Source organism: Leptolyngbya iicbica LK (assembly GCF_004212215.1).
Lineage (GTDB): Bacteria > Cyanobacteriota > Cyanobacteriia > Phormidesmidales > Phormidesmidaceae > Halomicronema > Halomicronema iicbica.
The window spans coordinates 106154-129652 of record NZ_QVFV01000009.1; the positions used below are offsets into that span (position 1 = coordinate 106154).

Annotated in this window: 17 protein-coding genes; 10 read left to right on the plus strand and 7 right to left on the minus strand. The window is 55.6% G+C overall.

Going from position 1 to position 23499, the window contains the following annotated elements:
* Positions 1-38 precede the first annotated feature (38 nt).
* Together DYY88_RS21840 and DYY88_RS21845 are read left to right on the plus strand one after the other, a co-directional pair.
* The gene (locus DYY88_RS21840; protein ID WP_039729126.1) at positions 39-1433 is read left to right on the plus strand and encodes a TldD/PmbA family protein; all 1395 of its coding nucleotides are present in this window, start codon (positions 39-41) and stop codon (positions 1431-1433) included.
* Positions 1434-1438: 5 nt separating this feature from the next.
* On the plus strand, positions 1439-2215 hold the full coding sequence (locus DYY88_RS21845; RefSeq protein WP_039729124.1) for a PD-(D/E)XK nuclease family protein: 777 nt from the start codon (positions 1439-1441) through the stop codon (positions 2213-2215).
* A 255-nt stretch (positions 2216-2470) separates the two neighbouring features.
* Here the strand turns inward: DYY88_RS21845 and DYY88_RS21850 are convergent, their stop codons facing one another.
* The 4 genes from DYY88_RS21850 to petP all read right to left on the minus strand — a co-directional run bounded on the left by DYY88_RS21850 (position 2471) and on the right by petP (position 7584).
* Complete coding sequence (locus tag DYY88_RS21850; protein ID WP_207223369.1) at positions 2471-4771, minus strand: transglycosylase domain-containing protein; 2301 nt, start codon at positions 4769-4771, stop codon at positions 2471-2473.
* 263 nt (positions 4772-5034) lie between these two features.
* Positions 5035-6033 (minus strand): chlorophyll synthase ChlG, encoded by a 999-nt coding sequence (gene chlG, locus DYY88_RS21855; protein WP_039729123.1) that lies wholly within the window; start codon positions 6031-6033, stop codon positions 5035-5037.
* 216 nt (positions 6034-6249) lie between these two features.
* Positions 6250-7338: a Get3/ArsA fold putative tail anchor-mediating ATPase NosAFP gene (locus tag DYY88_RS21860; RefSeq protein ID WP_039729122.1), complete on the minus strand. Its 1089-nt coding sequence runs from the start codon at positions 7336-7338 to the stop codon at positions 6250-6252.
* A 45-nt stretch (positions 7339-7383) separates the two neighbouring features.
* Entirely contained in the window at positions 7384-7584 is a 201-nt protein-coding gene (gene petP / locus DYY88_RS21865; RefSeq protein ID WP_039729120.1) for a cytochrome b6f subunit PetP, read from the minus strand.
* 148 nt (positions 7585-7732) lie between these two features.
* Here petP and hisF point away from each other — a divergent pair, with 148 nt between their 5' ends.
* The 5 genes from hisF (at position 7733) to bioF (ending at position 14947) form a co-directional block, all read left to right on the plus strand.
* Positions 7733-8506, plus strand: a complete 774-nt coding sequence (gene hisF, locus DYY88_RS21870; RefSeq protein WP_039729118.1) for an imidazole glycerol phosphate synthase subunit HisF — start codon at positions 7733-7735, stop codon at positions 8504-8506.
* Positions 8507-8786: 280 nt separating this feature from the next.
* Positions 8787-9080 (plus strand): hypothetical protein, encoded by a 294-nt coding sequence (locus DYY88_RS24575; RefSeq protein WP_044148824.1) that lies wholly within the window; start codon positions 8787-8789, stop codon positions 9078-9080.
* 372 nt (positions 9081-9452) lie between these two features.
* Positions 9453-13079, plus strand: a complete 3627-nt coding sequence (locus tag DYY88_RS21880; protein WP_207223370.1) for a Yip1 family protein — start codon at positions 9453-9455, stop codon at positions 13077-13079.
* 30 nt (positions 13080-13109) lie between these two features.
* Entirely contained in the window at positions 13110-13739 is a 630-nt protein-coding gene (locus DYY88_RS21885; protein WP_039729117.1) for a trimeric intracellular cation channel family protein, read from the plus strand.
* A 2-nt stretch (positions 13740-13741) separates the two neighbouring features.
* Positions 13742-14947, plus strand: coding sequence for an 8-amino-7-oxononanoate synthase (gene bioF, locus DYY88_RS21890; protein WP_039729116.1), 1206 nt, complete (start codon positions 13742-13744; stop codon positions 14945-14947).
* 190 nt (positions 14948-15137) lie between these two features.
* On the opposite strand, the gene DYY88_RS21895 is transcribed toward bioF, so the two are convergent.
* Together DYY88_RS21895 and DYY88_RS21900 are read right to left on the minus strand one after the other, a co-directional pair.
* A complete protein-coding gene (locus tag DYY88_RS21895; RefSeq protein WP_039729115.1) occupies positions 15138-18293 on the minus strand; it encodes an efflux RND transporter permease subunit in 3156 nt (1051 codons plus the stop codon).
* A 191-nt stretch (positions 18294-18484) separates the two neighbouring features.
* Positions 18485-19123: a permuted SH3 domain-containing protein gene (locus DYY88_RS21900; protein ID WP_039729114.1), complete on the minus strand. Its 639-nt coding sequence runs from the start codon at positions 19121-19123 to the stop codon at positions 18485-18487.
* 252 nt (positions 19124-19375) lie between these two features.
* On the opposite strand from DYY88_RS21900, the gene dmeF reads away from it, so the two are divergent.
* The 3 genes from dmeF (at position 19376) to rppB (ending at position 22502) form a co-directional block, all read left to right on the plus strand.
* Positions 19376-20359 (plus strand): CDF family Co(II)/Ni(II) efflux transporter DmeF, encoded by a 984-nt coding sequence (dmeF, locus tag DYY88_RS21905; RefSeq protein ID WP_039729113.1) that lies wholly within the window; start codon positions 19376-19378, stop codon positions 20357-20359.
* Positions 20360-20433: 74 nt separating this feature from the next.
* Positions 20434-21129, plus strand: a complete 696-nt coding sequence (gene rppA / locus DYY88_RS21910; protein WP_039729112.1) for a two-component system response regulator RppA — start codon at positions 20434-20436, stop codon at positions 21127-21129.
* On the plus strand, positions 21126-22502 hold the full coding sequence (gene rppB, locus DYY88_RS21915) for a two-component system sensor histidine kinase RppB (RefSeq protein ID WP_039729111.1): 1377 nt from the start codon (positions 21126-21128) through the stop codon (positions 22500-22502). Before rppA ends, rppB begins: the two co-directional genes overlap by 4 nt.
* 305 nt (positions 22503-22807) lie before the next feature.
* Here rppB and DYY88_RS21920 read toward each other — a convergent pair whose 3' ends face one another.
* Positions 22808-23449 carry a DUF3386 domain-containing protein gene (locus tag DYY88_RS21920; RefSeq protein WP_039729110.1) on the minus strand — a complete coding sequence of 214 codons (642 nt, stop codon included), beginning with the start codon at positions 23447-23449 and terminating at the stop codon, positions 22808-22810.
* Positions 23450-23499: the final 50 nt, after the last annotated feature.

A 23499-nucleotide genomic window follows, 5' to 3' on the forward strand; every position in this document is an offset into this window, starting at 1 on the left:
TAAAGTTCAAGTCGGGCGACCAATTGGAGGCTACTGGCATGTCGCAATCGTTTGACCGCTACACCGATCAGATTGCTGCGTTGATTGACCAGTACCGCGATCGCGTCGATTTTCTGGCCATTCGGTTGGAAGAGTCGGAAGGCACCGACATTTTGCTGCGAGGGGGCAAGGTCGAGACCTTGAGTGAAGGCATTTCTCTGGGCGGGCAGGTGCGGGCCTGTCACAAAGGCGGCTGGGGCTTTGCCAGCTTTAACCAATTAGAAGATTTGATCGAGCGAATTGAGGGCGCGATTCACGCGGCTCGGTTGGTGGGCGATGATGAAACTCTCTTGGCGGCGATCGATCCCGTGCAGGTGCGATCGCCTCTCTTGATGCGGGGGACCGACCCTCGCACCATTTCCCTAACGCGCAAAAAAGCCCTCTGCACCCACTACGACGACATCTTGCAGAGTGTGGACGAGCGCATTGCCACCACTTCCGTCCGCTATAACGACGTCACTCAACGGCTATTGCTCGTCACCTCCGAAGGCACCCACATCGAGCAGAGCTGGTCGGATATGGAATTGCGCTTGGCGGCGACGGCGCGGAATGGGGACACCGTCCAAACCGGGCGAGAAACGAATGGCTCCCGCCAAGCCTTCGAAGATCTGGAAAATCTGGATACGCAGGTGCGCAGTGCCGCCGAACGAGCAGTCGCCGCCTTAGATTTGCCCCCGGTCAAAGGCAACACCTACGAAGTGGTGATTGACCCGGTGTTGTCGGGTTTGTTCGTCCACGAAGCCTTTGGCCACCTCTCGGAAGCCGACATGGCCTATGAAAACCCTGATTTGTTGGAAGTCATGACTCTGGGCCGTCGCTTTGGCCCTGAGAATCTGCAAATTTTTGATGGTGCCTCCCTCGAAGGTCATCGCGGCAGCTACAACTATGATGACGAGGGGTGCCCCGCCACGACCACGCAGTTGATTCAAGATGGCGTCTTGGTGGGACGGCTGCATTCCCGCGAGACGGCAGGCAAACTGGATGAGCAGCCTACGGGTAATGCCCGCTGCCTCAGCTATCACTATCCGCCCTTGGTGCGCATGACCAATACGTGGATTGGTCGCGGCAACACGCCGGTGGCCGATCTGTTCTCCGGCATTCAAGAAGGGGTCTACGCCAAAAACTGGCTCGGCGGCATGACCAATGGTGAAATGTTCACCTTTACGGCGGGGGAAGCCTGGATGATTCGCGATGGCGAACTGGCGGAACCCGTGCGGGACGTGACGCTATCGGGCAATGTGTTTCGCACGCTGGCAGATATTGAGGGCATTGGCGACGACTTTTATTGGGATGAGTCGGGAGGCTGCGGTAAGGCGGGCCAAAGTGGGCTGCCCGTGGGCTGCGGTGGGCCGAGTCTGCGCATTCGCAATGTGGTCGTGGGGGGCGAAGCTTAGACGCCGTGCTGCGATTGTCGCAAGGTCAACTGAGTCTGCTGGAATATTGTCCCCGGCGCTATCAGCACACGATTTTGGAGTCGCTGTCAGTGCCGTCGTCCCCGGAGTTGCTGGCGGCGCAACAGTGGGGCGATCGCTTTCACCTGTTGATGCAACAGCGCGAGATGGGGTTGCCCATTGACCCGGTGCTGCAAGCCGATACCGAACTGCAAACCTGTCTGACCCAACTGCAAGCTCAAGCTCCAGAGCTCTTTGACACGACAGGAGAAGTGTTTCGTCAGAGTGAGCATGAGCGATCGCTGATCTTCCAAAATTTTTGGCTGACGGGGGTGTATGACCTGCTGCGGCTGTGGGGCGATCGAGCCGAAATTGTGGATTGGAAGACTTACTTACAGCCCAAAAGCTTGGTTCATTTGCAAAGAGATTGGCAAACCCGTCTCTATTTGTATGTGCTGGCCGAAACCACCGACTATCCGCCGTCAGCTATTTCGATGACCTACTGGTTTGTGCGCACGGTCGATGCTCAGTCTGGGAAACTCACCCCGCAGCAGGTGCGCATCCCCTATTCTGCGCCACAGCATCAGCAAACTCGCCTAGATTTAGAACGGCTGACGCAACGGCTCACTGATTTGTTGGCCGTCGGTATTCCCTTTCCACAGATTACTGACGAACTGGAAAAATGCGATCGCTGTCCGTTTACGATTCGCTGTCAGCGCGCCCACACGAACGATCTCGTGACTGAGCTGACAGCATTTGAAGAGATTCCCGAAGTGGTCATCTAAGCGAGTAATTGGGAAGCTGAACTCCTAAGGGGATCTCCGCAAAAGAAATTACCCGAAAGAAGGTGCGGCGTAGGTTGCGGTTGACGTCAGGAAACCCAACAGCATCAAGGATTCAAGCATGTTGGGTCTCGTTCCTCGACACCAACTTACGAGGGGAAATTTATTTCTAGAGAACTCCTGAAGCGAAATTCAGGTGCCAGGCAACACCCGCTAGCGTGACTCGATGAATCAAACACGGCTTTGCATACAATCTCCTTAGCCGTCGTTAGAAGGAGGTGCGGGTTGGGGGACGGGCGCGGGCTCTGGCGGTGGCGGTGCAGGGGCCGGAGCGGGTGCCGGTTCGGGGATGGGGGCGGGTTCGGGGGCTGCGGGTTCGGGAATCGGAGCCGGCGCGGGCGCGGGCGCGGGTTCGGGAACCGGGGTAGGTGCAGGGGCTTCAGGCTCAGGCGTTGGTGCGGGCGTGGGCGCCGGTTCGCTTGGTGCCCCCCCACCAATATCGCTCAGCGACCCCGCGCCACTCGGAGCAGGATCGGCCGCGCTGTCGGCGCTAGCATCCCCGGCGTCCGAATCGGCACTCTCAGCGGCGGCATTCTCAGCCGCATCCTCGTCATCATCTGAGGCGGTGGCTGCTCTCACGCGACCGGGTTTAATCGGTTCGGCTTCGATACTGCCCTTACGGCCTGCGAGCTGGGGCAAGGGAGGAAAGTCCTCTTCGGGGATATCATCCAACAGCTTAGAGACAAAATCGCCCCAGGCGGCCGCTGCCGAGCTGCTCACACCCCAAGTGCGGCTATTGTCATCATTGCCCAGCCACACTCCCACCGCCAATTGGGGAATGTAGCCGATAAACCACAAATCGCGATCGTTTTCCGAAGTGCCCGTTTTGCCCGCGACGGGACGACCAATGTAAGCTCGTCCCCCGGTGCCACCTTCCACCACACCTCGCAACATCCAGGTCATAATCGCGGCGGTGGTTTCGTCAACGGCTTGGGTCGGGGTGTTATCAATCTCGTAGATGACTTTGCCTGAGCTATCGCGGACTCGACGAATGCTGTGTACTGGGTGATGCTGGCCCTGACGGGCTAGCGTGCCATAGGCGCTGGTCAGTTCTAACAGGGTGACTTCAGACGCGCCAAGGGCGAGGGAATAGGTCGGGCGCAGTTCGGATTCGATGCCCATGCGCTGGGCCATATTGATGACCGGATCAAAGCCCACATCAATTAAGACTTTGACTGCCACAATATTGACGGAAGAGGTCAGCGCCTGGCGCATAGAGACCGTGCCGCTGTATTTGCCGTTGTAGTTTTTGGGTTCATAGCCGTCGACTACGAACTTGGCGTCAGCATAGGTTTTGTTGGGGTCAAATCCGGCAGCGATCGCGGTTGTATAGACAAACGTCTTGAAGGTAGAACCTGGTTGTCGGAGCGCCTGGGTTGCCCGGTTAAATTGGCTGTCGTTAAAGTCTGTCCCCCCCACGACCGCCTTAATTTCGCCATTGCGGGGATCAACCGCGACTAAAGAGGCTTGGCTGAACCGCTGGCGGCTTCCCACCGTCTCTACAGTTTCATTAATGGTTTCCTGAGCCTTCTTTTGCCAGTCCGTGTTCAGAGTGGTTTCAACCGTTAGCCCCCCGGCTTCGACCACTTCGGGTGGCAAGATCTCACTCAATTGCTTTTGGACAAAAATCGTGAAGTAGGGAAACTCGCTGTAGAGAAACTTGGGCTCATTGGGGGTGGTGGCTACTTCTTCCGCTAAGGCGGCGTCAGCTTCTGCCTGAGTGATTTTTTCGTTTTCCAACATGCGGCGAATCACAATGTTGCGTTGGATTTCTGCCGCTTGCGGATCAACCAGAGGGGAATAGGCGCTTGGCGCCGGGGCCATGCCCGCAATTAAAGCCGCCTCCGACAGCGTCAGCTCATCTACGGGCTTGCCGAAATAGACCCAGGCGGCATCCGCCACGCCATAGGCTCCGGCCCCCAGATAAACCAGGTTGAGATAGCTCTCAATAATGTCAGCTTTGGTAAATTCGTCTTCGATCTTGAGGGCCAGCAAGGCTTCTCGGGCTTTACGCTGCAAGCTCCGCTCTTGATCGAGAAAGGCGATCCGGGCCAATTGTTGCGTAATGGTACTAGCCCCCTCGACGACATCGCGTTGGCGCACATTGGCCAAAGTTGCCCGCGCAATGCCCTGATAGTCAATCCCACTGTGCTCGTAAAAGCGCCGATCTTCCGACGCAATGAAAGCGGCAATTAGCGTATCGGGAATGTCGTCGTACTCGATCTTTTGACGGGTGGCGGGACCGATTTTCTGCAAAATGACGCCATCTGCCGAGGTGATCGTAATGGTGCCTTGACGTTCAAACGTTTCTAAGTCGGTCACAGCGGGCAAATCGGCTTCCGTTGTCTGCCAAATGCGATGGGCGCGACTCACCCCCGTGGCACTGATGGCCCCTGCGACTAACACCAGCCAAAACAGGGGACGATAGTGGAGGGGACGGCGATAGGGCGGGCGGGGCTCCTGCTCAGTGTCCGCCCCAGGGGAGGCCGATGGATACACTTGCCGCTGCGCCGCTGATGATGAGCTGCTGGTTACTGGTCTCGAATGTGGCCGCGCAGAAGGAGCCGCTTTGGAACTGGCAAATAATTGTCTGAATCGTTGAACGAAAGTATTAGCCACGACTCAACTTAGCCTCTCACCAAACTGATATTGAAACATTACCGCGATCGCTTCAGCACACTCTATACCAGAGACGCTATCCAAGAAACCGTAATCGACCCGCGAGGTTGTCGATCCATTTGAACAGCGACGCTTCAAGGGGTTTACACCAAAGCCGAGTGGCCTAAAGCAAGGCCCGTGACCAACATACCTAACACCAAAAAGGGCTGGGCACTGGCCTGATACTTCACATCATTTTCCAGGGGATTTCGCAAAAAGTACATGTCCTGAAAGGTGATTTGCGGAATAATCAACAGCACCAGAATAACCGCGTACAGGTTTTGATGAATGCTCATCAGGTAAGCTGCTACGCCCCCTTGAAACAGGTCAATCATCAATACACAAATCCACGCGGCGGTGCCCACGCCAAACATCACGGGCAAAGATTTGAGCCCCAGCTGGCGATCGCCCTCCACACTTTTGAAGTCGTTCACAATCGCGATGCCCAGTCCAGCCAAGCTGTAAAACAGGGTGAGCAAGACAATCGTCAGATTGAGTTCGCCAAAGAGGGCGTGTCCGGCCCACCAAGGCAACGCGATGTAGCTCGCGCCCAAGGCATAGTTGCCCAGCCAGCCATTTTGCTTCAGTTTTAACGGTGGCGCTGAATAGATGTAAGACAAAAAAGAGCCGCCGATTGCCAGCGCGGTAATCGTGGGGAACTCATGCCCAGCCCACTGATCCAGCGCATAGGCCACACCCACGCCAGCGCCTAGCAGCACCAAAATCTGCACCACCACTTGAGGAACGGAAATAGCGCCGGAGGGGATGGGCCGATAGGGCTCGTTAATGGCGTCGATTTCGCGATCGTAAAAGTCGTTAATGGTCTGGGTATAGCCGGTCAGCAGCGGGCCAGACATCAACATACAGGCTGCCGCAATTAAGACACATTCCAAATTCCAGACGTACTGGCCAGACGAGGCCGCACCACAGACGACTCCCCAGATGAGTGGAATCCAGGTGATCGGCTTCATCAGCTGGAGGCGAATTTTCCAGATGGAAGTTTCACCCGCTTCAGCCCCTTTCATGCCCAAGAGCTGGCGTGTTTTGCTCCCTTTCGCCGCCTCTACTGCATCCTGTGGTGCTTCCGATACGGGGTCAACCATATAAAATCTCCAGTGACTATCTGCGTTTGTGATGGATATTGACTGTCGATGACCTGAGAACGGGCGACCTCGTCGGAACGCTCCGGACGATCGCGTCAAAGTTAGTAAGGTAACCCAAAACTTCGCTGTTTAGGGTGTTCGATTACCCACAAATTTCCAATCTTCCAGCGCTATGGGGAAAGCCGTGATCGCTCACGATCCCCTTCCCGAGCCTGTCTAAAACGACAGAATGAGATAGTCTTCCTGAAATTTGGCTCCCTGCACTGAACGGTTTTTGAGGCTGGCTGGCAAAAACAGGTTGCGTCGTTGGTCGCCTGCTGTGACCGTCACCTCGGGGCCGTATTGTGTCAGGTCAATATCGGCCTTGCTAAAGCCGGGCAAAAAGAGCTTGACCTGCTTTTCTGCCTCGTTAATCACGACTGGCGAAGGAGCATTTTGCACGGCCGCATCCAAACTCGGGACGGCGGCCATCAATGGTTGCCAGTTGCCGTCAGCCAACGGAGGAAAGTCATGGACGGGCAACGGGGCAAAAGTTTGATCGTCCAGTTGGGCTTGGTAAGCGATCGCGCCCCCTACGGTCATGCCGATTTGCTGCGCACTCCCCCAGAGATAGCGCGCCATGTCGGCATCGCCCGGCTCCGCCGTGGTCACCAAAAAGCTCAAATGATGTGATGCCGACTGCACCACTTGTCGCCCGGCGGCTAGAAAATCTCGTGCCTGCTGTACGGGCTGGTTGATGGACTCTTGGCTCCCGCTAATATTCAGGACGGCTCCTGCAACGGGCTGGATAAACGGCGACAGCGCCCGGGCCAACTCCGACTCGGCCAGTACTTTTTGAAAGCGCCGAATGTACCAGTCCATTTGCTCTGGCAAGCCCCACATACGCAGAGATGCCTTGGCCGAGATACCATCCACAATCAAATAGTCGTATTCTTGGCTGTCATACAGCACGCGAATAGCATCTAACGTGAGCGCATCTTCCATCCCCGGCAGCAGTACCAGCTCCTGACCAAAGACCTGCTTCAGTAAGGGATTGCGCAGATACTGCGCCTCGATGCCTTTGACTACATCCCAGCTTTTTTCTAATAGCTGTGCCGACTGGAGTTGTAAGGTCCACAGATTGGCTCCCAAGGCTTGGGCCTCGGTGGATAAAGGTTGGCCCCACAACACTGCTGGCAATGGCCCGCTGTCTTGGGTCAGCCAAAGCACTCGGGCACCTTGCTCGGCTAACTGTCGTGCAAAGGCTACCGAAGCAATCGCACAGCTACTTCGCGATTGCCCAAGAAAAGTCAAAATTTGAGGCACAAGTCTTATTTATTGATTGAGTAACGCCAAGTTCAATCTATTCAATTATTGAACTGGGGACAATTCGTCCTCAAAAAACCAGGTGGAGTAGTTGCCGTCAAACTCAACCACAACTCCAACGCCGCTGCCATCAACCATTCTAAATTGGCGAATGACGCCGGTTTTGCCGAGTCGCTCAGCGACGTCTGGAGAGACGCGATCGCGCAACCGTAGAACTTTCACCTGTTGTCCAATTTCTAAGGCCATGCCTAACCTAACCACCTGAAAATGAGAGATTTAAGATCGGTGCTCACACCGACCAATCCACAGTTTATCAGCGTCTTGCGCCATCCTGGACTAAGGTAGATAGCGAAAATAAATTCCCACCCCTAAATGGTGGTTATGGTGAGTCATTATGCTGGCAAAGCGAATCGTTCCCTGTCTGGATGTCAATGCTGGGCGGGTGGTCAAAGGGGTCAACTTTGTGGATTTGCGCGATGCTGGTGATCCCGTAGAACTAGCCCAGGCATACAACGACGCTGGGGCTGACGAACTCGTGTTTTTAGATATCACCGCGACCCACGAAGATCGCGGCATCTTGCTCGACGTGGTTTACCGCACCGCTGATCAGGTATTTATTCCCCTCACGGTGGGCGGCGGCATCAATTCCTTAGAGCAAATCAAACAACTGTTAAGGGCCGGAGCCGACAAGGTCAGCATTAACTCGGCGGCGGTGCGCCAGCCAGAATTGATTGATCGGGCGAGCGATCGCTTTGGTGATCAGTGCATTGTGGTGGCGATCGATGCCCGCAAACGGGAGGCGGCTGACAATCCGGGGTGGGATGTGTATGTGCGGGGCGGTCGACAAAATACCGGCTTAGATGCCATCGAGTGGGCAAAAGATGTCGTGCAGCGCGGCGCGGGAGAATTGTTGGTCACTAGCATGGATGCCGACGGTACCCAAGCGGGCTATGACTTACCCCTCACCCAAGCGATCGCGCAAGAAGTTGACGTACCCGTTATTGCTTCTGGCGGGGCCGGCAACTGTCAACACATTTATGAAGCTTTGACTGAGGGGAAAGCGGAAGCCGCCTTGCTGGCCTCTTTGCTGCACTATGGACAGCTCACGGTGGACGAAATCAAAACTTACCTGGCGGAACACCAAATTCCCACACGACCGGTCAAATAGAGCATCGGCAAGAATGGGACTGCTGGTAGCGATCGTCTTGGGAAGAAGCAACGTTCTCCAACTCCTTCCTCGCGACAAACAATGACAATTCATCTTCTATGAGTTCAGTGTTGCGAAATCTAAACCGATTAGTAGCGATAAACCGGCAGGAAAACCGCGAATTCAGCTCGGCACGGCACGAGGCGCGATCGCCCCAAAGCTAACAACTTCATTAAATTGCTGTTACACTGCTTAACATAGGTTGTTTAATGTACAGGTACGAGACGTACTAGGCATTTGTATGCTCTTCCTCACCGTAATTGTTGTGATCGCTTTGGTGGCTTGGGCCCTGCGCCTGATGGATCAAGCCGTCAAGAGCCAGGAATTTTCGTTTATGTTGGCGGGCTTTTTGGTCGCTTCCTCGGCTGTCGCGATGATGACGGTTTACTTCTTGATGAGCAATTACGTGCTTTACATGGATCAAGTGTTTGATGGCGCGCCGCTGCAGAGCGCTTCGATGATTTACGAAAACGACAGTTACGCTTACAACAGCTTGCTGTCAGGCGAAGGTACTCCTGCACAACGGCAGTATTAGCAGGTTGCCGATCAGCGGCGGCTAGCGATAAATCAATTTGGACGGCGCGATGTCGTTCTTTGTGCATTGAGCGTCGTCAATAGTTTCAGGTTTTAACAGTGTCTTGATTGTGCTAAATGGAGCGCCAGATGCTTTGGCAGCTAGCATTCCTCAATGATCAACGGCATCGTCGGCTATTGCCTCGTACAATACGGTGGGCGAATTCTCTGACAGGGGTTGTTGTCGCTAGTTTTCGATGAATGCTGGCTGGAGCTGACAGATTAATCCAGCTGTCTGCTGCACCCCCCTGCTGCCAACGTCGTGCGAACGGTGAGTTTGCCTTGGGGAGATTTCTGACCCATTGGGCAGCAATATTGTGGCGAGGCAATGTCGATGGCAGGCATGGATGGTACGTTCTGGCAGCAGTTTTGGGAACTGGTGATTGGCGGGTTAAGCCTTGACCCTGAGGTCTTTGGTAAGGTGGGCGACAGTCTAGAAAATCGCTGGGTGGTGGCCGCCGTGGTGTTGCTAGCGGGGCTTTCGCAAGCAATAGGACAAAGTATCGTATTGTTTGCCAATCGCATCAAACCCTTACGGTTTGTCTTGAGCTTGGTGATTTCGGCCCTCATCTACTTTGTAACTTTCATCGTCTGGGTGATATGTATCTGGTTGATTCTGCATGCCTTTGGGCGCAGTAGCTTCACCCTTGACAATGTGTTTCGCGGGTTGGCCGTGAGTTATGCGCCCCAACTGCTAGGCTTTCTCGTAGCCGCACCTTATTTTGGGATGCCGATTTCGGTTTTGCTCTCAATCTGGACTCTATTGGCCGTCCTCGTCGGCATTGAATCCACAACGAATTTGACTTCGTGGCAAGCCATGCTGGCAGTGGGAGTGGGCTGGCTGCTGTTGCAATTGGGACAACGCACCATTGGTCAGCCGTTAGCTCGGTTAGAGCAATGGTTGACCAGCCTTTCAGCGGGGCATCAAGTCACGATGCGGCCGACCAACCTCGAATATTTGCTGGAACAGCAAGCGGTCCAGAATCCGCCTCGATTCCAGACTGATGTCATTGACGAGGTGGGTAATCAAGCCGCTCCGGGTCAGTCTCCCACCAGCCGCCGACTCTATCGCTATTTGGCGATCGCTTTTGTGAGTTTTCTCATTGTTGGGGTGATTACGACATCGCAGCGCGGCTTTCAACTTTGGTTTCGAGCATTAGATGATACGGTGCGACTCGTGATTGACCTGACGGTCTTGGGGCTGTTGGGCGTTGTCGTGGCGATCTTAATGACGCCGTTGGAATCGTTGAGTTGGTGGGCCGGATGGCAGGGCGATCGCCCGCTCAATCCTGGAATTGCGGTGCGTCATCCCGACCAAACTGATGAGGATGTGGTGCGCTACGTGACATACCTGGATGGCATCAACCAGGGCACCTATGGTTATCTGCCTGAGGTCGAACGCTTTTTGGAGCAATTGGCTGAGGCCCTTCCACCGAACGTCCTGCTGGTTAAGGGCATCATTCCTTACTCCGTCAGTAATACGCAGCTCACCGCCGATAATCCGTTCGCCTGGGTCTGGCGTTGGGTCGATGCGTTTAAATCCACCGTGCCCGTTGTGCCCATCGGGTTTGTGGTGAATATCCGCAACATTTTTGCGGTGATGATGTCTGCCGATGCCCGCTATGGCCCGATTCAAAATCGGGGGCTGGCTCAGGTGCTGTACGACAGTTTGATTTACCACGGCTATCAGCCCGGCAGTGGCACGCCGATTAGTCTCATCGGCTTTAGTGGTGGTGGACAGATGTCGATGGGCTGCGTGCGGTATTTGCAGCAGGTGACTGAGGCGCCCATTGAGGTGATTTCCATCGCGGGGGTGATTAGCGGCAACACGGGGGCCATGGCGGTGGATAAGCTGTATCACCTGGCAGGCGATTTGGACCCGGTGGAAAAGTTGGGCGTTAAACTCTTTCCGGCTCGCTGGCCGATCGCTCCGTTGTCGAATTGGAATAAGGCCAAGCGACGGGGGCGGATCGTCTTCATCTCGTTAGGGGAGATTGGGCACAGCGGTGCCAATGGCCCCATGAGCATCGGTCGGCAATTGCCAGACGGGCGGACGCCATTACAGCAAACGGTTGATATCACAACGGGGATATTGCTCAAAGACTGGGTGCGATCGGGCCTCCAGAAATCTGATTTTATGCGCCCCAGTAACTACGAGCTTTACCAAGCAGCCGCATTCAACCGCGTGGAGTATTACCCGCTGCATAAAGTGCCTGATCTGGCGCGATACCGACCGCTCGGTGACTGGATGGGACGCCTGATTTTGCCATCCGCCGAGGAACGGCAAACGCCGCGAAAAGTGGGTTTTGAAGTCTCGTATGCACCGGCGGCCCACGCTCATTTGATCGGGCAAACAGTGGCCTTGCGGTGGCATGATGATGTCGATACCCAAGCCTACGTGCAACTGGTGACAATGGATGTCCATTTTGCTGAACAGGTGGCGGTCAGCAGTCGTCAGGGCACGGTGCATCCCGATCGCCTCAACCACTGGGCGAAAGTTGACCCGCTGGAATCGATCGCGGGTGCCCATCCCATTGACGACATCACAGTTGTCTTGCCCGCGTCCGTCGAGGTGCTGGAAGTCGCCGATCAATCGCCAACTTTGCGGATCAAGAGCGACCCGGTGCATACCACTGGGCGGTTTTATGGGTTGGTGCAAATCGAGGCCGCAGTGGGGAACGATCGCTTTCGGGTGCGGCACTACGATAAAGCAACCCAGCAATTTAGTGGCCCCGAAGAGATCGTTTATATTCCGGCCGTATTGCCTAATCGCGATGACCTCTACCAGTCCACCAATCGGGATATCGAACAGTCACCCCTGAATGAAACGGGTTGGTATATCTATGGCGCTCTGAATGACCAGGATGAATTTGTAGTGCAGGCGATCGCCCCGTTTCATCTATTTGACCTGACGCCCGACATCGTCCTTACTGACCCGAAAGCTTCCCTGCGCTATATCAATAATGAGTATTGGCAAGATGCCCGGCAGCGCAAGGGGCAGGTGGTGAACTCTTTACTGCTACCCCAGGTGCCTTCCACGGATGCGCGCTTGATGGTGGATGACCTTTGGCGAGAGGGCGATCGCGCCTTGCTGATGGAAGTCTATGGCGGCATCGGCGGCAATAAGAAGGAATTTGCGCCCGGTGGCATCTATTTTGGGCATTTTTCCTTTGGTATTGCGACGGTGGTGCGAGAGCCGTTGACGGGTCTCCTCCGGTTTGACATTGAATATCGCCAGATTTTCACCCACAGTCCAGAAGGCGTGGTAGCGGGCAGCAATCATTGGACACGATTTATGGGCGATCGCCAATACGGCCGAGTGGGCTTTCGTCCCGTAGCCGATGTCATCATCAAGTTCCCCCCCTTCACCGAGGACTATGACTTCGACGGGGTCAAATTTTCGCCGATGACGCGCCTGATTCGCGAACTTGACGTCATGGCGGCACGCTATCGCATTGGCGATGGCACGGGCACTACGATGGTGAGTCCGGTCAATTCCTGTGTGCAAGATTCGACTCAGGCGTTAATTACGGCATTAAATCGCTTGGTTGCTGAGTTTCGGCTCAATCCCTTGATGCTGAAATGGCTGCGCGAACATCCCGACCATGAGCAAACTCACCGGATTCGCCTGCTGTTTGATTTACTGAAATCGCTCGAATCAGCCTTGCAACCGCTGGGGTTTGCCCGCGCTGACTGGCGCACCGGGGAACTCACCCTGGGCCGATTTGCGGGTGAGACGCCGGGTAAAACCGTGATGAAAGCGCTTGCGAGTTGGCGATCGCTACTGCCCCGCTTAGCGAATGACATGATCGCGATGATTTTTTTGCAGCTCGGGGCGACGGTTTGGATCACCCAGGCCTATCAAATCGGGGGAGACGATCCTGACATTGAACCGATTGCCCCGACTAACTTCAGTGCCAAAGTCCCCAAAATCAAGCGAGTTAGGAAGCTCAAACTTTGACCGTCACCCATTTCCTACCCTGGTAATGTCATGAAAACTGAACTCATTCTCTACTTGCTAGATATGTTGGGGGTTGTGGTATTTGCGGTGAGCGGGGCTTTGGCCGCTGGTCGCAAACAGCTCGATTTATTAGGGGTGTTGGTAATCGCCTTTGTGACCGCACTCGGCGGTGGCACGCTGCGGGATGTGCTGCTCGATCGCTCCCCCGTGTTTTGGATTCAACAGCCGGATTACGTCTTGGTGGCCCTGACGGCGGGGTTACTCACCGTGCTCTATACCTATTTCTTCAAGCCGCCCCAACGAGCTTTATTAGTGGCCGATGCGGGCGGGTTAGCGCTCGTCAGCATTAGCGGGGCGCAAATCGCGGAAGCGGCTCAACTTCATCCCCTGGTGGTGATTCTCATGGGCACGTGCACTGGGGTGGTGGGCGGGGTCATTCGCGATGTGCTGCTGGTCGAAATTCCGATCATTTTGCGCCGCAGCAATATCTACGCCACGGCGGCCATTGTCGGCATCGCGCTGTATCTTGTCCTCAAAACGGTCGGCTTAGCTACGGGACCGGCGACCCTGCTGGGGATGGTCACCATTATGGGATTGCGGTTGGCGGCCATCATCTGGGGCCTGGCGCTGCCGGTATATCGTTTGACCGATCAGAAATAACCATGTCTAGCGCTGCCTACGATTGGCTCCACCAATCCCTCAACACGATTCATAAAGCGCACTGGCATCGGTCGGTGCGATCGCTCGACGGCATGGCCGGTCCGGTGATGACCTGCGACGGTAAACCGGTCGTCAACTTTGCCAGCAATGACTATTTGGGTCTGGCGGGTGATCCCCGGTTGGCAGCAGCGGCGATCGCGGCCATTCAGACCTACGGCACGGGCAGCACGGGCTCGCGGTTGCTGAGTGGACATCGCGACCTGCACCGCCAGCTAGAGCAAGCGATCACTAACTGGAAAGGCACCGAAGACGCGATCGTCTTTAGCTCTGGCTATCTGGCCAATATCGGCACAATCAGCGCCCTGATGGGCAGTCGCGACCTGATTTTGGCCGATCAATACAACCACTCCAGCCTGATCAGTGGGGCCAAGCTCAGTGGAGCCACGGTGCAAACCTATCAGCATGGCGATGTGGCTGATTTGCAGCGGCAATTAGAGCAGCAGCGATCGCGCTATCGCCGCTGTCTCATCGTCACGGATAGCGTGTTTAGCATGGATGGCGACCTGTGTCCCCTCCCAGAAATTTTGGACTTGGCCGATCACTATGACTGCATGGTGATGGTGGATGAAGCCCACGGCACGGGGATCTTGGGGACGAACGGCTCCGGCGCGGTGGAATATCTGGGTTGCCGCGATCGCCCCCTCATTCAAATGGGGACCTTGAGCAAAGCTTTGGGCAGCCTCGGCGGTTACGTCACGGGAGCCGCCCACTTGATCGACTATTTGCGTAACCGCGCCCCCAGCTGGATTTATACCACGGGACTGACGCCTGCTGATACCGCTGCCGCCCTCGCCGCCATCCACATCGTGCAAACGGAACCCCAACGACGCGATCGCCTTTGGCAAAACGTGCGTCAACTTCAGCGATCGCTCCAGACTCTCATCGCCGAGTCCACCACGAATTGCTTCACTTCGCTGCTGCCATCGGACTCACCCATCCTCTGTATCGAAGTCCCTGATGCCGCTACCGTGATGCACCTCGGGCAACGCTTAACCGGCAGCGGATTCCTCGTCTCAGCGGTGCGTCCGCCCACCGTGCCCACCAGTCGGCTACGCTTGACTGTCATGGCCACCCACGAGCCGTCGCACATTCAACAATTGGTCGAGGTTTTAGGGCGATTGGCGATCGCTGGGCTCCCAGCAACATAGTTACGGCACAATTCGAAGCAGGCTTAGTTTGGACTAAATCGCTTCTGAATTATGCTTTGGACTGCCTGCTCTGTCGTTCACTCGATTGTAGTGAACCCTTCAGTTCAATCTGCTCAGTGAAAGGTACGATCATAGGCTTCCACATCAAGCACAATGCAGACCTTTCTGTGAAGGCTTTTTGATTGGCTATTTAAATCACCGTCGATGGCGGTGCGCCCTCACTGGAAAACGCGGCTTCCAGTTCCGCCCGTTTTGGTTTGGGCATAAACCAGCGGCCAAACCTTGCATAGAGAGCAGGAATCACCAGCAGAGTCAGGGCAGTGGAGGTGAACAAGCCCCCCAGCACCACGATCGCCAGCGGTTGCAGGATTTCATTGCCCGCCCCGCTCGCGATCGCCAGTGGCAGCATCCCTAATGCCGAGGTCAGGGCCGTCATCAAAATGGCGTTTACCCGTTCCAGGGAACCGTGGAACACCGCCTTCTTCAGAGGTAAACCCTCGGCGAACTTGCGGTTGTAGTTGTCCACCAGCAGCAGGCCGTTGCGGACGGCGACCCCAAACAGAGTGATGAAGCCGATCAGAGAAGCCACCGACATCACCCCACCGGTCAGCAAGATGGAGACAATGCCCCCCACCAGCGCCAATGGCAGGTTGATCATGATCGCCACCGTCGCGGGCAGCGACTTGACGGAGAAGAACATCAGCACCGCGATCGCGATCGCCGCCAGGATGCTGTACACCAACAGGCTATTGGTGGCGTTCTGTTCCGCCTCAAATTGCCCGCCGTACTGAATAAAGTACCCGTTGGGCAGTTGCACGTTTTGGCGAATCTGGGTTTGAATGTCGCCCACGACGCTGCCTAAATCGCGATCGGCCACGTTGGCTGACACCACAATCAGGCGCGATACATCTTCCCGGTTTACTACGTTTGCTCCCATGCCGTAGCCGACGTTGGCAACCTCGCCCAGGGAGATCAGTTCTCCCGTTGGGGTCGTGATGGGGATAGCGCTGATGGCATCCAGGCTATTGCGGGCGGACTCCGGTAGGGAAACTGTGATGTCGATGAGCTGCTGATCTTCCGGTACTTGGGAGACGACGCGCCCGTTTAGAGCCGTTTCTACCACGTTGGAGATCTGGGCCATCGTCAGACCATACCCAGCGGCGGCTTCCCGGTCGTACTGAATCTGCACCTGCCGGATCGGCAGTTGTGGTTCGAGCTGCAAGTCCACTACACCTTCGATGGGTTCAATTGTGTCGCGTACCTGCTCACCGATGCTCCGCAGTTCGGCCAGATCAGGGCCAAAGATTTTGATGGCGATCGCACTCCGCACCCCCGACAGCACCTCATCCATGCGGTGGGAGATGAACCCGCCGATGTTGGGCGCAACTCCAGGTAATTCCAGAAACGCCTCCCGCAATTCTTGCACCGCCGCTTCCCGGTCTTTTAGCGCTGCGTCACTAAGTTCGATATCGACATGGGCCATGTTCACGCCAGCGCCATCGGCATCGCCAGGGGAGCGTCCGGCCCGCACCTGTACCCACTCGTAGAGGGGATTGTCCTGGAGCGAGTTCGCCAATGCTTTACCTGCTCCCACAGTGATATCCAGGGAAATGCCGGGAAACAGCACCATCGAGTTCACCAGAGATTTCTCTTGAAACTCTGGCAGAAAAACACGACCGAGGGAGGGCACCACTGCCGCTGAAGCGACCAGCGCCGCCAGCGCCAGGGTCAGGATGAGATGGGGTGCCCGCATGGACAGCCCCAGTAGCGGACGATAGAGCCGTTCGGCAAAGCGTGATACGAAAGTCCCTTCCTGGGGCAAATTCTGATTCGCCAGCAGGATGGCACAGAGGGCAGGCGACAGGGTCATCGCCACCAGGGTTGAGGCCAGAATTGAGAATAGATAGGCCAACCCCATCGGCGCAAAGATGCGGCCCTCCACTCCCGTCAAGCTAAAGATGGGGGCAAACACCACGACGATAATCACCGTGGAGAAAATTACCGCTAGCCGCACCTGAACCGAGGTATCAAACACCACTTGAAACGGGTGCTTAGGGTTGCCTTGGGCCTGATTGGTGCGCAAACCGCGATAGCAGTTCTCCATATCGACGATCGCATCATCCACCACCGAGCCGATCGCCACCACTAAACCACCCAGGGTCATGGTGTTAATGCCCAGACCAAAGGCTTTCATAAACAGCAGGCCAATCAGCAGCGACAGGGGAATGGCGCTGAGGGTAATGATGGCGGTGCGCCAATTCATCAAAAACAGCAGCAGAATCACCGACACAATCACCACGCCCTGAAGCAGTGAACCGCTGACATTGCGAATCGCGGAGTCGATGAAGTTGGCCTGCCGGAAAGTGCGGGTTACCTGAACATCAGCAGGGAAGGTGGATTGGAGGTCGGCAATGACAGCCTCTACCGCGTTCGTCACCGTGGGGGTGTCCACTTCCGGCTGCTTGTTGATCATCAGCACCACGGCAGGTTGCCCGTTCAGACTGGCATCGCCCCGCTTCAGCGCCGCGCCCGTCTGCACCGTGGCCACATCCCGCAGCAATATCGGCTGACCGTCTTGCACCTTCACGACGGACTGCTGCAAGTCCTCAATGGACTGCATTTGCCCCATGCCGCGCACCAGCAGTTCTTGACCGCCACCAATCAGGAATCCGCCGGGGGCGCTGGAATTCGCTCCGGTGGCCGCAGCGGTAACTTCATTGATGGAGACATTAAGCGCTCGCAGTCTGGCCGGATCGATCAGCACCTGCTCCTGCCGCTCGTCACCGCCGTAAACCGTCACCTGGGAGACTCCCGGCACCGAGAGGATCTGGTTTTTCAGGGTGACATCCACCAGGCGGCGCAGGGCCATCAGGTCGGTCGGCCCCTGCCCGTCCACGGTGAAAGCGTATTGCAAAATTGTGCCCAGGGGCAACACCAACGGCGAAATTTCCGGCGGGTGGGCATTTTCCGGCAGTTGGTTGGTGACCTGTTGCAGCCGCTCCGTCACCGCCTGCCGCGCCTGGTAAATGTCGGTGTTCGGGTCAAACACGACGCTGACCATCGACAGTCCCACTTTGGAGGACGATCGCACCGTCGTCACCCCCGGCAGGCCATTCACCGCACTCTCGATGGGCACGGTGATCTGGGTTTCGACTTCTTCGGGAGCCAGACCCACGGCTTCCACCTGTACATCCACCTGGGGCGGCGCAAAGGACGGAAACACATCTAGCGGCATCTGGGTAACGCTAAAAACGCCCCAAATGGTGACGGCGATCGCCCCTGCCACAATGAACCAACGCTGGGCAATGGAGTTTTTGAGGATTTGATTGAGAACTGCGTTCAGCATCTACCTGAAAGTCCTAACTGCTGGCTGAAATACCCCTCATCCAGGTGCAAAAGTAGAGTTTTGGCATTTGGGCTGACCTCACCGCCTGAGGTCCCTCTCCTTCAAAAGGAGAGGCTAGGTGAGGTTCTTCCACTCCTGCCCAACTCCAGTTTTGACCTGGAGGGGGCTGTCATGTCTAAAGAGCGGCAACCCTACTTTTGGCGAGTCAGAACGACGGCCCCAACGGCTAGCCCAACGCCGCCGCCCAGAACTGCCAACAGCATCTTTGGAAACCCGCCGGAGGCTTCGCTCGTTTCAGCGGGAGTCTCAGCTGCTTCGCTCGTTTCCATCTCCGTCGCTTCCACCTCAGGCGCTTCAGCAGCGGCCTCTGCCTCCGCAGGCGCTTCACTCGTCGTTGCCGCCGCTTCCGATTCGGCTTCAGCGGTTTGCGTCTTGCGCGATTCGGCATAAAGCGACAAACTGCCCTGAGTCACCAGTTGCTCGCCTACCGACAACCCTTCCAAAATTTCGACCATTTCGCCAACCGTGGCCCCCGTAGTGACGGGCACGGGCTCATAGAAGTTTTCGTACAGCACAAATACCAGTTGGCGATCGCCATCCTCCACCAGTGCCGCTACGGGAATCATGACCGCACCGCTACCATCAGCGGCGGTCTCAATGGGAGCGACCTGAATGCCGAGTAGGGGATCGGTTTCGGCATTCACCTCAACGCGATCGACGCCACCCTCCGCCTGAAACTCATCGCCATGACCCACATGGGCCAGGGCAGCGGGGGCACTCACCGCCAGACTCACCGCCAGCACAGAACTCAACAACGGTAAACGCTTCATGGGATCCTCCTCACAATTGCGACAGCGCGAAGCAAAATCCCCAACAGGGTGCCACAGGGCAGATGAAAACCAGGTGAAATGTCATCGATGGAAAAATGGAAACACAGAGGAAAAGCTAGAGATGAAACCTGTAGGGTGCCGCAGCAATTTGCTCACTATCCTTTCAGCATCTAGCCCCAAGGAGGTATCCAGCTAGCCCATATAATTCAGAAATACTCGCTTTAGACTGCGCAACTTAGCGAATTCGACATTATGCATATTCACGCCCTTGACCAGTGGCAACATTCTCACGACTTCTCCGTTCAGCAGAATCAGGCAGAGCGAAATACCAAAGTCGTGATGCTCATAACCGCAGTCACGATGGTTGCCGAAATTATTGCGGGCACTGTTTTTGGTTCGATGGCGCTGTTGGCAGATGGTTGGCACATGGCAACCCACGTCGCAGCCTTCGGTATCACTGTGTTTGCGTATCGCTATGCCCGCCGACATGCAGCTGATCCAAGGTATACCTTTGGTACGGGCAAAGTGAGTGTGCTGGGAGGGTTTGCCAGCGCCGTTGCGCTAGCCGTGGTTGCATTTGTGATGGCGTTTGAATCTGTAGGTCGGTTTTTCCAACCGCAAACCATTCACTTTAGCGAAGCTATTGGAGTCGCCATTCTTGGGTTAGCTGTCAATTTGGTGAGTGCCTGGTTACTCCAGGGCGATCATGACCACGGCCACCATCATCATCACGGGGAGCATGACCACCACCATCATTCCGATCACAACCTCCGAGCCGCGTATGTTCATGTTTTAGCGGATGCCCTCACCTCCGTTCTGGCGATCGTTGCCCTCTTTGCTGGGAAGTTTCTAGGTTGGATCTGGCTGGATGCCGCAATGGGGTTAGTCGGTGCCGCAGTGATTACCAAGTGGGCCTATGACTTAGTGAGCGACACCGGTGCAATCTTGCTCGATGGCGGCATTGATAAGCAAATCAAGCTAGATATTGTAAGTGCGATTGAAGACGATGCTGATAATCGCGTAGTCGATTTGCATGTCTGGCGTGTGAGCCAACATCATTTGTCTGCTACCATTTCGCTGGTAACCCACTATCCGCAAACACCGGAGTCTTACAAACATCTACTCAGTCACATTTCTTCCCTTTCTCATGTTCTAGTGGAAGTCAATCCTTGCCAGGGCGAACCTTGTTTGGACATCGATCGCAGACCAAACCGAGTGTCGGCGACACAAGGATGATGCGAAGTCGGTGAAAACGGGATGAAATTGCCATCACTTCGGTAGAATCGGCTGCGGGGTGAAAGTCTGACGTGATGCGAGTCCTATTGGTAGAAGACGAGGAAGATTTAGGACAGGCGATCAAGCAAGTGCTGGTCGGCGAAAAGTACGTGGTGGATTGGGTTACTGATGGGGCGCAGGCCTGGTACTGCCTGGAAAACCAGTGGGCAGATTACACGGTGGCAATTTTTGACTGGTTGCTGCCCGAACTCTCCGGGCTGGAGCTATGTCAGCGGCTGCGATCTCGCCACAACCCCCTCCCCGTCCTCATGCTCACTGCCTTGGGACAGCCGGAAAACCGCATCGCTGGGCTGGATGCCGGAGCCGATGATTACCTCGTCAAACCCTTTGTAATGGAGGAACTGCTAGCCCGTCTGCGAGCCTTGCAGCGGCGATCGCCCCAGCTTAAGCCCCAGCATTTAACCGTGGGAGCCTTCACCCTGGACGATGCTAATACGCGGCTGTTGGTGACTCTGCCGGAGCAGCCAACCCAGGAAATTTCCCTCACCTTAAAAGAGTTTCAAGTCATGGCCTACTTGATGGAAAACGGCGATCGCATCATCCCCGGTAGCAAGCTGCGTTCCCAACTGTGGGATATCGACGAAGAACCCGTCAGCAACGTGGTTGCCGCCCAAATTCGCTTGCTGCGCCGAAAGTTCGCCCGCTACGGCTGCGACTGCCCCATCGAAACGGTTCCGGGGCAGGGGTATCGCTTTCGGGTCACACCATGAATAGCCAGCAGCTCTTTCGCCGCAGTCGCTTGCGCCTCGCCGCCTGGTATGCCCTGGTAATGGGCGGCATTTTGAGCCTGTCAGGGTTCGGCATGGCGCGGGTGCTGGTGCAGGCGAATTGGGTAGCCCTGGAGCGCGAAATTGAATCCTCCGCAGGCACCCTCCACGACAGTTTGGAGCCGATCCTGCCCCCCTCCCAGGATCCGACTGCTGTTTTACAACAAATCTTCCCCGACCTCTGCATTGCAGGGCAACCCTGTGAATCAAATCCATCCCTGATTCAACGTCACACACTGGGGATTAGCGATCGCAACACCTACTACATTCGGGTGTTCGACGATCAGGGCAACCTGCTGGCCTATTCCCCTAATCAGCCCCAACCACTGTCGACCACCCTCAATCCTGCTTCCTGGCAAACTCTCCAGACCAAAGACGGCGATCGCTACCGCCAGTTCACCACCATCCTGCACAGCGCCGCCCACACCCATGCTCCCGGTGAAGTTCCCCATGAGCATCCTTCCTGGGGCTATCTTCAAGTAGGTCGCACCCTGGCCCCCTTCGATGCCGAACTCCAGCGGTTGCGTTGGATTCTCTTCGGCAGCTTGCCGTTGGCGTTGGGGTTGATTGCGATCGCGAGTTGGGGGCTGTCAGGTCTGGCTATGCAACCGATTTATCAGTCCTATCAGCAACAACAGCAGTTCACCGCCAATGCCGCCCATGAATTGAGATCGCCCCTCGCCAGTCTCCTTGCCACGGTGGAAGCTATCCTTCGTCTGCCCCCAGAACAAGCGGCACAGGTGCCCATACTGCTGAGTACCGTGGAGCGTCAGGGTCGTCGCCTCAGCCAGCTCGTGGCTGACCTGCTCTTACTCACCAGTCTGGAACAAGACACCACCGCCAAACTGCCACAACCCTGCTGTTTGAACGATATCGTTGCTGACTTAACTGAAGAACTGACAGAACTGGCCGCCACGGCTGATGTTCATCTCAGCAGCCAGATTCCCAACAACGAAATTCAGGTGATGGGGCATGAATCTCAGCTCTATCGCCTGGTGTCCAACCTCATCGCTAACGCCATTCAGTACACACCACCAGGTGGTTCGGTGGTCGTGAGTTTAGCAGTTCAAGATCGCTCTGCCACCATCACCGTCAAAGATACCGGTATTGGCATTCCCGCAGAAGAGCAAAGCCGCATCTTTGAGCGCTTCTATCGGGTCAACAGCGATCGCTCTCGCAAGACTGGGGGAACGGGATTAGGGCTAGCTATTGCCCAGGCGATCGCGCACCGCCACCAAGGACAAATCACCGTCAAAAGTGAAGCCGGAAATGGCAGCGTGTTCGTAACCCATTTGCCTCTCTCTATAGAGCTTTGAGGAAAGGGCTATGTCCTAGTCCATGATTTAGAGTAGTTGCCATTTTCAGGCAACTACCCAAGTAATCGCCCACTGTAAGATGGGCTTAAAAGCCATCGAAAGCCTTATCAATGAGGTGTGCTCATGACTTTTAGAATCCATTTTTGCGGTAGAAAACTCTCCTCAAATTACGATTTGTGCAGTCTCAGATGCCAATGGAGATTGCAGCAAGAGTGGATTTATATTTGTGCGATCGCCCTCTGTGCATAGGCGATCGCGATGGCTGATCAGCCCATAGGTGGGTTGATTTGACCTTTAATTCCCGTTCAGAGAAGCTGAAAACGAGAGAATCCTACTTCGGTCGTTTTGACTTCATCGGCCTGTGATTCCTGAATAGTGCGATGACTGAGTAACCAATAGCCGCCGACCTGCTCAAAGGTGTCTTTAAAAACTGTTTCAGAATCCTTTGGGAGTTGCGTTTGCGGATCGAGGTAGATGGAGCGATAGCCAGTGGATAAATAGCCTGTCTCGGTCTGCTGCGTCTCGAAAGTATGGATGTTGACAATCACATCCCGAATTTGGCGATGGACAAAACAGACGATGTTATCTCGTACTTTGTAGCGGTTGCCCATCGAGGCTCCACCGACCAGAATTTCAATCGCTCCGTGGTCGTCGGTTGAGCCTAAGTCAAAAGTATTGTCGCCGTGGCTCTCTTCAAAGCTACGGTTGGCTCGGTGAATCGTCATTTCCCAAAGTTGGCTTTTAACCAGGCGCCTCGCGGCTTCGTCTTGAATATCGAGAACTTCGAAGGTCATATCGGGGTTGACCTGAACTCGCCCGGTGTGGGTGACATCGGCATCGGTAAGCGTGACTGTTGCTTGGAATCCAGGAAATCCTTTATCCCAGGTGTACCGGTTATCGTACGCTGCGCGAAAGATTTCCTGGGCAGTTAGCGTTGTTTGAGTCATGATGGGTCTCCTAAGTAAAGGTGTAATTGAGGGTGGGTGCCGACGGAGGG

Coding starts and splice junctions, on each gene's coding strand:
- DYY88_RS24575 (WP_044148824.1), top strand. CDS start 8,787: ATGCTCTTCCTCACCGTAATTGTTGTGATCGCTTTGGTGGCTTGGGCC.
- chlG (WP_039729123.1), bottom strand. CDS start 6,033: ATGGTTGACCCCGTATCGGAAGCACCACAGGATGCAGTAGAGGCGGCG.
- petP (WP_039729120.1), bottom strand. CDS start 7,584: ATGGCCTTAGAAATTGGACAACAGGTGAAAGTTCTACGGTTGCGCGAT.
- rppB (WP_039729111.1), top strand. CDS start 21,126: ATGAATAGCCAGCAGCTCTTTCGCCGCAGTCGCTTGCGCCTCGCCGCC.
- bioF (WP_039729116.1), top strand. CDS start 13,742: ATGTCTAGCGCTGCCTACGATTGGCTCCACCAATCCCTCAACACGATT.
- DYY88_RS21900 (WP_039729114.1), bottom strand. CDS start 19,123: ATGAAGCGTTTACCGTTGTTGAGTTCTGTGCTGGCGGTGAGTCTGGCG.
- DYY88_RS21895 (WP_039729115.1), bottom strand. CDS start 18,293: ATGCTGAACGCAGTTCTCAATCAAATCCTCAAAAACTCCATTGCCCAG.
- DYY88_RS21920 (WP_039729110.1), bottom strand. CDS start 23,449: ATGACTCAAACAACGCTAACTGCCCAGGAAATCTTTCGCGCAGCGTAC.
- hisF (WP_039729118.1), top strand. CDS start 7,733: ATGCTGGCAAAGCGAATCGTTCCCTGTCTGGATGTCAATGCTGGGCGG.
- DYY88_RS21885 (WP_039729117.1), top strand. CDS start 13,110: ATGAAAACTGAACTCATTCTCTACTTGCTAGATATGTTGGGGGTTGTG.
- DYY88_RS21880 (WP_207223370.1), top strand. CDS start 9,453: ATGGCAGGCATGGATGGTACGTTCTGGCAGCAGTTTTGGGAACTGGTG.
- dmeF (WP_039729113.1), top strand. CDS start 19,376: ATGCATATTCACGCCCTTGACCAGTGGCAACATTCTCACGACTTCTCC.
- rppA (WP_039729112.1), top strand. CDS start 20,434: ATGCGAGTCCTATTGGTAGAAGACGAGGAAGATTTAGGACAGGCGATC.
- DYY88_RS21840 (WP_039729126.1), top strand. CDS start 39: ATGTCGCAATCGTTTGACCGCTACACCGATCAGATTGCTGCGTTGATT.